The 11,467-nt window shown below is 70.1% G+C and carries 10 protein-coding genes and 1 tRNA gene; 7 read left to right on the top strand and 4 right to left on the bottom strand.

Annotated elements, in window-relative coordinates; all coding sequences use genetic code 11:
* The first annotated feature begins 18 nt into the window (after positions 1–18).
* The 4 genes from IPI43_18650 to IPI43_18635 all read left to right on the top strand — a co-directional run bounded on the left by IPI43_18650 (position 19) and on the right by IPI43_18635 (position 3,887).
* On the top strand, positions 19–1,722 hold the full coding sequence (locus IPI43_18650) for a site-2 protease family protein (protein ID MBK7776120.1): 1,704 nt from the start codon (positions 19–21) through the stop codon (positions 1,720–1,722).
* Complete coding sequence (locus IPI43_18645) at positions 1,677–3,095, top strand: hypothetical protein (protein ID MBK7776119.1); 1,419 nt, start codon at positions 1,677–1,679, stop codon at positions 3,093–3,095. Before IPI43_18650 ends, IPI43_18645 begins: the two co-directional genes overlap by 46 nt.
* Positions 3,096–3,134: 39 nt before the next feature.
* Positions 3,135–3,211, top strand: a tRNA-Pro gene (locus IPI43_18640).
* Positions 3,212–3,278: 67 nt separating this feature from the next.
* On the top strand, positions 3,279–3,887 hold the full coding sequence (locus tag IPI43_18635; protein ID MBK7776118.1) for a response regulator: 609 nt from the start codon (positions 3,279–3,281) through the stop codon (positions 3,885–3,887).
* 25 nt (positions 3,888–3,912) lie between these two features.
* Here IPI43_18635 and IPI43_18630 read toward each other — a convergent pair whose 3' ends face one another.
* Positions 3,913–5,055: a tetratricopeptide repeat protein gene (locus tag IPI43_18630; protein ID MBK7776117.1), complete on the bottom strand. Its 1,143-nt coding sequence runs from the start codon at positions 5,053–5,055 to the stop codon at positions 3,913–3,915.
* Complete coding sequence (locus IPI43_18625; GenBank protein ID MBK7776116.1) at positions 5,052–5,792, bottom strand: PEGA domain-containing protein; 741 nt, start codon at positions 5,790–5,792, stop codon at positions 5,052–5,054. The genes IPI43_18630 and IPI43_18625 overlap by 4 nt, the downstream gene beginning before the upstream one ends.
* A 65-nt stretch (positions 5,793–5,857) precedes the next feature.
* Here IPI43_18625 and IPI43_18620 point away from each other — a divergent pair, with 65 nt between their 5' ends.
* The 3 genes from IPI43_18620 (at position 5,858) to IPI43_18610 (ending at position 9,194) form a co-directional block, all read left to right on the top strand.
* Positions 5,858–6,415, top strand: coding sequence for a DUF1232 domain-containing protein (locus IPI43_18620; protein MBK7776115.1), 558 nt, complete (start codon positions 5,858–5,860; stop codon positions 6,413–6,415).
* A gap of 170 nt (positions 6,416–6,585) precedes the next feature.
* Entirely contained in the window at positions 6,586–8,766 is a 2,181-nt protein-coding gene (locus IPI43_18615) for a (Fe-S)-binding protein (GenBank protein ID MBK7776114.1), read from the top strand.
* A complete protein-coding gene (locus tag IPI43_18610) occupies positions 8,763–9,194 on the top strand; it encodes a flagellar biosynthetic protein FliO (protein ID MBK7776113.1) in 432 nt (143 codons plus the stop codon). Before IPI43_18615 ends, IPI43_18610 begins: the two co-directional genes overlap by 4 nt.
* Here IPI43_18610 and IPI43_18605 read toward each other — a convergent pair.
* On the bottom strand, positions 9,113–9,694 hold the full coding sequence (locus IPI43_18605) for a hypothetical protein (protein ID MBK7776112.1): 582 nt from the start codon (positions 9,692–9,694) through the stop codon (positions 9,113–9,115). The genes IPI43_18610 and IPI43_18605 overlap by 82 nt on opposite strands.
* Before the next feature lie 226 nt (positions 9,695–9,920).
* The gene (locus IPI43_18600) at positions 9,921–11,438 is read right to left on the bottom strand and encodes a hypothetical protein (GenBank protein ID MBK7776111.1); all 1,518 of its coding nucleotides are present in this window, start codon (positions 11,436–11,438) and stop codon (positions 9,921–9,923) included.
* Positions 11,439–11,467: the final 29 nt, after the last annotated feature.

The following is an 11,467-nucleotide window of genomic DNA, read 5'->3' as shown; positions in this document are numbered from 1 at the left end:
CTCTGTGCCGCCGCCTCGATGAACCTCGTCTACTTCGTGATGCTCGTGGGAGTGCTGATCTTCGTCCACGAGCTCGGCCACTTCACCTGGGCCAAGCTCTTCGGGGTCAAGGTGGAGACGTTCAGCCTGGGGTTCGGCCCCACGCTCGCTTCCTTCAAGTGGGGCGACACGGTGTACCGCGTGGGGATCCTGCCCCTCGGGGGCTACGTGCGCATGCTGGGCGAGAGCCCGCGCGACTACGTGCGCGTGGAAGACCGCCCCCGCAGCTTCTTCGCGCAGTCCATCTGGCGCCGCGTGGTCATCGTGCTGGCTGGTCCCGCCATGAACCTGTTCTTCCCCCTGGCGTTGTTCTTCTTCGTCACGCTGGGGGCAGACGCCATGCTCACGCCGTCCGAGGTGGGCTCCGTGCGCCCGGGCATGCCGGCAGACGGCCTGATCCTGCCGGGCGACCGCGTGGTCGCCGTGAACGGTCAGCCGGTGTCCACGTTCAGTGCGGTGTCTCACATCGTGCGCGAGCACCCGGGCGAGCTGGTGGTCTTCGAGGTGGAGCGCGAGCCCGGCGGCACCGGCCCACGGGGCGAGCGCGAGCGTTGGGCCGAGGTGCTGCTGGCCGCCCCGGGCGAGAGCCCTCGCATCCCGGAGTTGGGTGTGGTGGAGCGCGTGGGCCTGGTGGGCATCAGCCCCGCGAGCCCGCTGCCCATCGTGGGGGTCACCTCGCCAGCCAGCGTGGCCGCGCGCTCGGGCATCCGCACCTTCGACCGCATCCTGGGGCTGGGCGGGACGCGCATCGAGACGCTCCAGCAAGCGCGCGGGCCGCTCGGGACACAAGCCCTGATCCCCGTCACCCTGCTGCGCCCGGAGCGCCTCGAGGGCGCGCTCGGCGGGCTGGTGGAGCTGGACGTGTACCGCCCGCAATTCACCTCACTGGTGGCGCCGCCAGGGGCCGGCGATGCGCTCCACCGCGTGGGCCTCGAGAGCGCCGCCACCTATGTGGCGTACGTGCGCGCGGGCTCGGCGGAGCACCGCATGGGGCTGCTGCCCGGAGACCGCATCATCACGGTGGACGGTCACGTGGTGCGTGCCTGGGCCGACGTGGTGGACCTGCTGGGTAGCCACGAGGGCGGCGAGCACCACATCGAGTGGCGCCGCGGCGATCGTCTGCACGAGGGGCGCGTGGTGCTCCCCCGCGCGCAGGGCATCACGCCACATGGAGAGCGCTACGACCGCGTGGTCATCGGAATCGACGGGTTCCGCCCGGTCACCATCCTGCCAGCGGTGGCGCCCGACAACGCGCTCGCGTACGCAGCCGGCGTGGCGGTGGACGAGACGCGCCGCATGGTGGAGCTGACGCTGTACTCGCTGCTGCGGCTGTTCCAGGGGCGCATCACCGTGAAGTCCATCGGCGGGCCGATCAGCGTCTACGAAGAGACGGGCCGCGCGGCACAGGCCGGCACCAGCGACTACCTGCGCCTGATGGCCTTCGTCAGCGTCAACCTCGGCATCCTCAACCTGCTGCCCATCCCCATGCTGGACGGCGGGCACCTGCTCTTCTTCCTGGTGGAGTCGGTGCTGCGGCGCCCCATCTCGCGACGGCGCCGCGAGCAAGCCGGCCTGGTGGGGCTGGTGCTGCTCTTGCTCATGATGGCGATCGCCTTCAAGAACGACATCGAGCGCCTATGGCCGGACACCCCCGATCTCCCCGAGACCAGCAGCGCCCCCTGAGCCCGGACGCGCGCGCCATCGCCATCGAGGTGCTGCGTCGCGTGGATCAAGAGGAAGCGTGGGCCAGCCGCGCTCTCGATGCCGAGCTGAAGCGGCGCAGCGTGAGCGGACGGGACGCCGCCCTCTGCGCCGAGATCGTGTACGGCGTGCTGCGCACCCTGCCGGCGCTCGACGCGCGCATCGAGGCGCGGCTCTCTCGCTCTGGCCGCGTGGACGCGCTCACCCGCGCCGCGCTGCGGGTGGGTGTCTATCAGCTGCAGCACCTCTCGCGGGTGCCGCCGCACGCCGCCGTGAACGCCAGCGTGAACGCGGTGCGCGAGGCGCGCGGCCAGCGCGTGGCGGGCTTCGTCAACGCGGTGCTACGCGGGCTCGCGAAGGAGCGCCCCGAGCACCCGGCGCCGCCCACGCGCGTGGCGCTGCCGGCCTGGTTCGAGCGCGCGCTCGAGACATCGCTCGGGCGGGGGCGTGCCGCCACGCTGATCGAGGCGCGCCCGCTGCCCCCGCCGCTCGATCTGCGGGTGTCTGCGGGTCGCGATGTGAGCGCGGTGCTGGCAGCCCTCGCGGCGGGTCCTGCCGCACCCGAGACCAGCCCCGCGCTCGAGAGCGACGCTGAGGATGCCGACGGGGCGCGCGAGCTCGCCGGCCACGTCTTCGAGCGCCTCGCCGCGCTGCCCACGGCGCTGCGTGCGCGGCGCGTGGGTGACCCGCGCGAGCTCGCCGGGTTCGAGCGCGGGGACTTCGTGGTCCAGGAGATCGGCTCGCAGCTGGTGGGCGCGCTGGTCGGCGCGCAGCCCGGTGAGCGGGTGGCAGACGCCTGCTCGGGCCGCGGCGGCAAGACGCTGCAGCTGGCCGAGGCGGTGGGCCACGAGGGGCGCGTGAGCGCCATCGAGCTCCACGAGGCGCGCCTCGAGCAGATCCCCATGGCCCTGCGCCGGGTGGGCTGTGACACCGAGGTGGAGCTGGTGTGCGCCAACCTCGAGGTGGGCTGCGCCGGGCTCGAGGGGCAATTCGATCGCGTGCTACTGGACGCCCCCTGCACGGGCGCCGGTACGTTCCATCGGCGCCCCGAGCTGCTGCTGCGGCTCACGCCCGAGGATCCGGCGCGCATGGGCCAGCTCCAGGGGCGACTGCTGGCGAACGCGGCCCGCCTGCTGCGGCCCGGCGGCGTGCTGGTGTACGCGGTGTGCTCTCCGCTCATGGAAGAGGGTGCTGCCGTGGCACGCGGTGCCGCGGCGCTCGGGCTGCGCGCGCTGCCCTTCGAGGAGGGCTCCTGCGTGGCGGCCGACGACGACGGCGCGGTGCGAATCGGCCCGTGGACCAGCGGCGTGGAAAGCAGCGCAGATGCCTACCAAGTATTTCGTTTCATTCGTTGACAGCCCCAAGGCCGGGAGCTAGGTTCCGCCCGGCTCAAACGGGGCGTAGCGCAGTTTGGTAGCGCGCACGGTTCGGGACCGTGAGGCCGGAGGTTCGAATCCTCTCGCCCCGACCATTTCCTCCCGCAGCGAAAAATAGTTGGCCCAATCGAGGGTTTGGGCCAGCCTTACGGGAACGTAACTATGCCGAAGCTGCCCCAACAAGTCCGTGTGCTGGTCGTCGACGACGACAAAGCCATCTGTGAATTCATGGAGACCTTCCTGACGGCGGATGGCTTCGAGGTCACGACCTTGAACGATCCGCAGGCCGTGGAAGACACCGTACGAGCGGGTGGATACCATCTGCTGGTACTGGATCTGATGATGCCCAAGATGGACGGCGTCGAGGTCCTCGAGCGCGTCCGGCGCATCGACAAGGACATCGCTGTCGTCATCTTCACGGGCTATCCTTCGCTCGACACGGCCGTCCAGAGCATGAAGCTGGACGCGGTCGACTACCTGAAGAAGCCCTTCAACCCGGACGAGTTCCGCGCCGTGCTCGAGCGCGTGCTCCGGAAGAAGGGTCTCTCCCGGACGCCGGAAGAGGACCTCCACAAGGTCATCGGCGAGTCCATCCGCCGCCTCCGCAAGGACGCTGGGCTCACGCTCAAGCTGCTCTCCCGGCGCACCAACCTGAGCGTCTCGCTGCTCAGCCAGATCGAGCGCGCCGAGTCGAGCGCCAGCATCAGCTCGCTCTACAAGATCGCGTCCGCGCTGGACGTCCGCATCCAAGACCTCTTCGGCGAGTACTAGGGATCTGGGCCGGGTGCGGCCCCGTCTAGCGCTCGGAGCCGTTCGCGGCGCGAACGTGCACCTCGGCGGCCAGCGCCGGGAGGCCTGCTGCGCGCAACGCACGGCCCAGCTGCTCGCGCGCTGCGTTGCCGTCCGTGGAGTCGGACGGGACACGCGCGAACCAGCCCGCCGCGTCGGCAGGCTGACCCCGCTGCAAGAGGCAGGCTCCGATCAAGAGGGCCTGGGCAGGAGTGGCCACCTCGGGCCGTGCCACGATCTCGCCCAGCAGTTCGAGCGCCACGTCCGCGCGGCGCACCAGCAGGTAGAGCGACGCGCGCTGCTCGAGCCCGCCCACGTCCTGGTCGCGCACCAGCGCGAGCTCGGCCTCCGCCTCGGCATAGCGCCCCGTCTGCGCATGCGCGCGCAGACACAGCAGGCGCTCCTCCGGCCCCGTCGGCGCCGTCAACAAGCTGAGCGTCAGCTCGGGACGCCCCTGCTCGAGCGCCAGGGCGGCGACACGGCGGAGCGCCGCACGCTCTCGGGGCGGGTGCTCCGACCACGCGCGCACCACCTGCACGGCCACGTCGAGCTGTGCCCGCCGCAGCGCCAGCTCGAGCCGCGCCGCGTAGGCGTGAGCGTGCGGGCTGCGCGCCAAGAAGCGGTCCAGCACGGCCTCGGCGTCCGCGTCACGCCCTAGGCGCGAAAGCAAGGCGGCGTGCGCCAGTGCGCCCGCAGGCGCGCCTCGAGACACCTCTTCGGCCTGGATGAGCGCAGCCAGCGCAGCCTCCTCGCGGCCCTGCCCTTCCGCCCAGCGCGCACGCGTGAGGTGCAGCTCGAGCGAGCGCGGAAAGCGCACGAGCGAGTCGTCCAGCACGCGACCGGCGCGCTCCCACTCCCCCGCGTCGGTGAGCGCCTGCGCGTGACGCGCCCGCAGCCACGCGTCGTCGGCCGAGCCGGTGCGTGCCAGGGCGAACTCGCGGGCGGCCTGCGCCGGCTGCCCGGAGGCCAGGGCGAGCTCACCCCGCAGGTAGTGCTCGTACTGGTAGGGCGAGACGTAGGGGCCCGTGCTCACCCCGCCCTCCTCCGTGGCGCGTGCGACGTGCGGCGTGCTGGCTGCGCAGCCCAGCGCGCTCACAGCCCAGAGGAGGACAGCCGCGGCACTGAGGACGGCGTGCGGCTTGCGCGTCATGGCGCCCCGCTCGCCTGCAGGCGAAGGTCCACGCGCGCGCCGCTCGGAGGAACGTCCACGGTCTGCGTGTGCGAAACGTGGCCCGCCGCGGACACGTGCACGCGGTGACGACCCGGCGACACGCGCAGCACGCCGAGGGGCACCACGCCGAGAGGCCGGTCGTCCACGAACACCCGCGCACCGGCCACGTCACAAGTCACCAACAGGGGTGCGAAGGTGGGGTGCGGCAGCGACAACGACTCGAGGCCCCTCCGGAGGGCGTCGCGGTAGGAGCCCGTCTCGCCGGCCACCAGCTCGATGGCCACGTTCGCGGTGCGCTGGCCACCCGCGTCGTAGACGTCCAGCAGCACGTGCGGGGGCTGCCCGGACCCGGCTTCGCCAGCCACGAAGGTGACCATCAGCACGGCGAACGCATGCCAGCGCAGCATGAGCGAAGCGCGACAGCGAGAGAGCTCGCAGGCCACGAACGCCTCGGCGGGGGCGCGCGCGCTGTCCGCCCGGAGATCGCTCGAGGGGTGTCGCGTGCGCAGCTCGGCCAGCAGCGCAGCGAAGGCCGAACGCGCCTCCTCGGGTGGCAACCCGCCCGTGTCCGCCACCATGACCAGCGCGCTCTCTTGCGCCACGGCGCCGCCCGGAGCGACGACGAGGCCCAACACGGAGAGCCCGAGGCCGAGCTGGGCGGCGCGCGCCAGCGTCCAGGAATGCGTCGACCGGGGTTCGGGTAGTCCTTGCTTCATCACGCTAGTGTTCTCTATCATCGCCCGAGCTTCGGCACGACACGAGCAGGATAAAGGGCGTCCCCATGAGCCAAGACAACGATCAGACCAAGTACCTTGACCTTTTCCCGGCGTGGCTGCGTGGCCTCGGGGAGGACGCGTCGGAGCTGGTGGAGCTCGTGCCGGTCACTGGTATCTCCAACGAAGCGCGAGAGTGCATCGCTGGCGGGGTGAACTACCTCTTCAAGAGCCTCGACCTCATCCCGGACGGCATCGACGACATCGGCTACCTGGACGACGCGTTCGTGCTGCGTGTGGCCGCCGAGCTGGCCAGCGACGGGGACATCAGCGGCGTCCCGGCGGACCGCATGCGCTCGCTCGGCCGCCTGGCCAACGACTGCGACATCATCCGCGAGTTCCTGGGCAAGGACTACGATCGCCTGAAGGCGTACGTGAAGGGCCTGCGCAAGGGCGCCGCCCGCGGCCGCTCGGTGCAGGACATCCTCGAGGACGAAAGCACCCAGCAGTCCTTCGTGGACGACGTGCGCAACTTCGTCCGTGGCTTCGAAGCCCCCAGCTTCTCCCGCGAAGAGAAGAACCTGGTGAAGCTCAAGGCGTTCTTCGACGCCAAGCTGCCGCGCTGAAGAAGCCCCCACCGGGCGCTCTGGTGACGCTTGTTGCCGGCGGCGGGTTTGACACGGGTTCGGTCCACTTCTAGAACCCGACTAGCCCCCGAGTCACCGTCCGCGTGGACGGGTGGGGTACGCAATACAGCCCCGAGCCGCGAGCCGGGGACTACAGGAGCAAGAGATCCATGAGCCCCATTGCCATGACGCTGGTCCTACTGACCACCCTGGGCTTCTTTTCGTGGAGCGCCAAGCGCCGCATCCGCCAGCTGAAGGTCGGCGTCCCTGATCCGGACTTCGATCTCTCGCGCCCGGGCGAGCTCTTCGACCGCACGAAGACGCTCATGATCTTCGCGTTCTTCCAGAAGAAGATGCCCAACTACACCCTCGCGGGGTTGGCGCACGTCGGCATCTTCATGGCGTTCCAGGTGCTGCTGCTCAATAGCATCATGCTCTGGGGCCGCGGCTTCGACCCCACCTTCGACTTCTGGGGTCTGCTCAGCACCGACCACATCCTCGGCAAGGGCTACTCGCTCATCAAGGAGCTGGCCGCTGGCGCCGCAGTCCTGGGCGCCCTCGCCTTCTGGTACATCCGCCTGGTGAAGAAGGGCGTGGACCATGGCGACCCCAAGTACAGCCAGCGCGGCGCGCGTATGACCCTGGGCAACGAGCCCAACGTCATCCTGGGCATCATCTTCACCATGATGGTGGCCGACTTCCTCTATGTGGGGGCGTCGCTCTCCATCCTGAACGCCGCCACGGGGGCCGAGACGCACTGGGCCTGGTACGAGCCGTTCGGCTCGCTGCTGGCCATGGCCTTCTCCGGGGCCGAGCTCGGCCAGGCGCCGCTCACCGTGCTCCAGCACGTGGGCTTCTGGTGGCACTCGGCGTTCGTGCTCATCTTCCTGAACATCCTCCCGTTCTCGAAGCACTTCCACATCATCACGGTCATCCCCAACGTCTTCGCCTACCAGCGCCGCCACAACGCGCTGCCCACGGTCCAGGACATCGAGGGCAAGGTCGAGCGCGAAGAGACGCTGGGCATCAACCGCATCACGGACCTCACGTACAAGGGCCTGCTGGACCTCTACACCTGCACCGAGTGCGGGCGCTGCAGCGACAACTGCCCGGCCTACATCACGAACAAGAAGCTCTCGCCCAAGCACTTCACGCTGGCGCTGCGCGACCACCTCTACGACACCGAAGAGGCCATGTTCGGCAAGGGCGATACCGTGACCGACCCGAAGGACGACGCGGCCGCAGCGGCTGCCACGGGTGACGGCACCGAGCCCATGCGCGCCAACCCGCCGGCCCCCGAGGGTGGCTACTTCCAGAGCGGCCAGGTCGTGGACCTGGTGCCCAACATCATCCACCCGGACGTCATCTGGGCCTGCACCAGCTGCCGCGCCTGCGAAGAGCAGTGCCCGGTCATGATCACCTACGTGGACAAGATCATCGGGATGCGGCGCGAAGAAGTCATGATGAAGAACGACTTCCCGGCGCAGCTGCAGACCGCGTTCAACGGCATCGAGACCAACGGCAACCCGTGGAACATCTCGGCCATGGACCGCGCCGACTGGGCCGACGGCCTGAACGTGCCGCTCATGAGCGACACGCCCGACGCCGAGGTGCTGTACTGGGTGGGCTGCGCCGCCAGCTTCGACGACCGCGCCAAGAAGGTGGCCCGCGCCACCGTGCAGCTGCTCAAGCAGGGCGGCGTGAACTTCGCCATCCTGGGCACCGAGGAGACCTGCACGGGTGACCCCGCGCGCCGCGGCGGCAACGAGTACCTCTTCCAGACCCTGGCCGCCCAGAACGTGGAGACGCTCAACGGCTACGGCATGAACGGCAAGCGCACCATCATCACGGCGTGCCCGCACTGCTTCAACTCCCTGGGCAACGAGTACAGCGACTTCGGCGGCAACTACGACGTGGTGCACCACAGCGAGTTCCTCAACGGGCTCATCGCGCGCGGCAAGCTCACGCCCACCAAGAAGGTGGGCGGCAAGGTCGCGTACCACGACAGCTGCTACCTGGGCCGCTACAACGACGTCTACAGCGCCCCGCGCGAGGTGCTGGAGAAGGCCGGCGTGGAGCTGGTCGAGGTGGAGTACTGGAACAAGAGCAAGGGCCTCTGCTGCGGCGCCGGCGGCGCGCAGATGTTCATGGAGGAGCACGGCGAGCGCGTGAACACCAAGCGCACGCTGCAGCTGCTGGACACCGGCGCGAGCACCATCGCCACGGGCTGCCCCTTCTGCTCCACCATGCTCACCGACGGCCTCAAGGACCAAGAGAAGGAAGACTCGGTCAAGCAGCTCGACATCGCGGAGATCCTCCTCCAGAGCATCGAGCTGGACGCCGCGCAGTGATCACGGGTGGCTACGGCGCCGCGCTGCTTCAGGCGGTGCTGGCGCTGCTGGCCGTCTCGGTGCTGGCGTGGGTGGTCCTGCGGGGGCTCGCGCGGGGCGGCATGCTGCGCGGCGGCGGCCGCATCCGGGTGCTGGAGCGCACGCCACTCGACGCGCGGCACGCCTTGGTGCTGGTGCAGGTGGACGGAGAGACCCTGCTGCTCGGGGTGGGTGACGGCAGCGCGCCGACGCTGCTCAAGACGCTGCCCGAGAGTGACCTGCCGAGCCTTTCGGGCTCGGGCGCACACGAGAGTGGGTCCCAAGGTGACCGCCCCGCCGCTGCCGCAGCCAGCCTCAGCGGGGCACGTCAGTCGTTCAGCGCAGCGCTCGCGCGGGCCAAGTTGGCGCGGGCGGTGGACTCGAGCCGTGAGCCGAAGAACGACGTCTGATAGAGGCGCGGGAGCGCCAGCAGGCGCGTGAGGAAGCGCCCACGCCCGGCGCGGAAGGCTTCACTGGGAACGGCCGCGTACTCGGTGGCGATAGCGCGCTCGTAGGCATCGAAGCGTGCAGGCGGCGCGCCCAGGATGGCCATGTCGGCGTCGAGGAAGTGCGCCAGGTCCGGGTCCTGCGCGTCGTCGATGAGCTCCGATCCGTGCCGCGCCGTGGCCAGGATCAAGGCGCTCACGCGCGGGGCGTCGCAGGGCAAACCGAAGCGCGTGATCTGCGCCACCGCCAGCTGCGCCGAGCGCGCCTCGTTGTCCGAGCGGCCCGCCACGTAGATGGCGTCGTGGTAGAGCACGGCACACAGGACATCATGGGGAGCGCGCCAGCCAGGCCCTTGCGTGCGCACCCTTTCGTACCAGCCCAGCAGTTCCTCGATGTGGCGGAGGTCGTGGTAAGCACGCGGCGGTGAGCTGTAGGCCTCGGCGACGGCGCTCACCAGCGGCAGGGTCGCGCTGTGAGGCCAGCCGGCATCGAGCACCGCACGGGTGAGGGCATCCACGCTGACGACGTCCATGCCCTGCTCTAGCCGGCAGGGAGCCAGCGCACAACGTGCGAGCGGGGCGGCATGGCCGCAGACAGAGCGCCTGCGGTCATGGAACGCGGCTCAAAAGAGAACGCGCCCGGAGGAGGAGCCCACCACCTCCGGGCGCGTCAGGTGAGTACGCGGTGAGTCAGTCCGCGCCCACCTCGAGTGTGACCAAGCGCACGCCGTTGGCGTCGTTGTTGGTGGCGGCTGCGATGCGCGTGCCGTCGGCCGAGACGGCCACGTTGAAGAACTGGGCAGTCACCGCGCTGGCCCCGTACACGATGCGGCCGCCGTCGCCGACGGTCTCGTCGAGGGTCCCATCGGGGCGCACCACGAAGATGGCCGCCGCGCCACCGAAGCGGCCCACGTGCACGGTGCGGTCGTCCGGCAGCACCGCGAGAGCGCGGCCGCGGTCCTCGTCCGTCTCGAGGTCGAGCGCCTCGCTCTGGATGGCGAGCTCGCCGTTGTTGCCGAAATCCGGCACCAGCCCGGACGCCGTGAGGCCGAAGATGACCACGTCCTGAGCCAGGGTGGTCTCGTAGCCGAGGGTGGAGGCCGTCCCCTCGCCGGTGACCGCGCCGTAGCCCGTGGTCACGTAAGTACCGTCCGAGAGGCGCACCACGCCGTAGGCTTCAGCCGCACCGCCGTCGGCGATGTAGGGGTTGAAGCGCGTGGCGCCCGGGCGCGCCGAGGGGAAGCCAAAGCCGAACGAGGTGTCCACGGTGCCGTTGGGCAGGAGACGGATGAGCACCACGTGGTTGTCGAAGCCCTCGCCGAAGTTCGTGTAGCCCGAGCTGACGATCGAGCCGTCGGGCTCCACCAGTCCACGGCGCGCGTTGTCGCCGAGGGTGCCCTCGGTGTGGAAGGTGAAGTTCTCGCCACCGTTGAAGCTGGCGTCCGGCGTGCCGTCCGCGTTCAGGCGCACGATGTAGCGGTCCATGTCCACACGCTGGGTGCCGGACGCGGAGTACGCGGCGGGCCCCATGCCGAAGACCACCAAGCGCTCGGAGGCGCCCGAGGTGTCGAGCTGGAGGTCCCACGCGGTGTCGTTCGGGAAGCCGGCGCCGGAGAAGCGCGAGGCCTCGGGGTTGCTGGCCGTGTAGGTGGGCACGGGCCAGCTGGCGTCGTCGGCCGCGGCCCAGCCGAAGCTCACGGGGAGCACGCCGTCGGTGCCGAAGGTGGCGCGGGGGTCGCCGTTGCTGTCGAGGCGCACCAGCACCACGTCCTGGCCGTTGGGGCGCGGCACGGGGTCGCCGCCGTCCACGTCCGGGATGTCTTCGCCGCCCTGCTCGTCGCTCACGTTCACCACCACCACCACGTCGCCGTTGGCCAGCTCCACCAGCGCGAGGGCCTGCTCGTTGCCCTGCACCAGGTTCAGCACCACCACGCCGCCCTCACCGAAGGTGCTGTCGAGCGCGCCAGCGGCGCTCGTGCGGAGCACCACGGTCTGCTGGTCGTCCGGGTTCACGTTGGTGAAGCCCGCGCCGTAGATGCTGCCGTTGGCTGCGAAGATGAGGCCACGCAGGTCGTTGGCTTCCGTGAGGACCACATCGCTGCCGGTGGTGATGGGGTCGAAGCTGGGGCCGCCGTCGCTGCCGCACCCAGCCAGCGCCGCCGCTGCCAAGAGAGCCCCACCCGTGAGCGCATTCCGTCCGAAGGTCATTCTAGTCTTCAACTCCGTAATGATATTGA

Source organism: Sandaracinaceae bacterium, assembly GCA_016706685.1.
In the GTDB taxonomy this organism is placed as follows: Bacteria; Myxococcota_A; Polyangia; order Polyangiales; family Houyiibacteriaceae; genus JADJJE01.
This window is presented reverse-complemented; position numbering and strand designations above follow the sequence as displayed.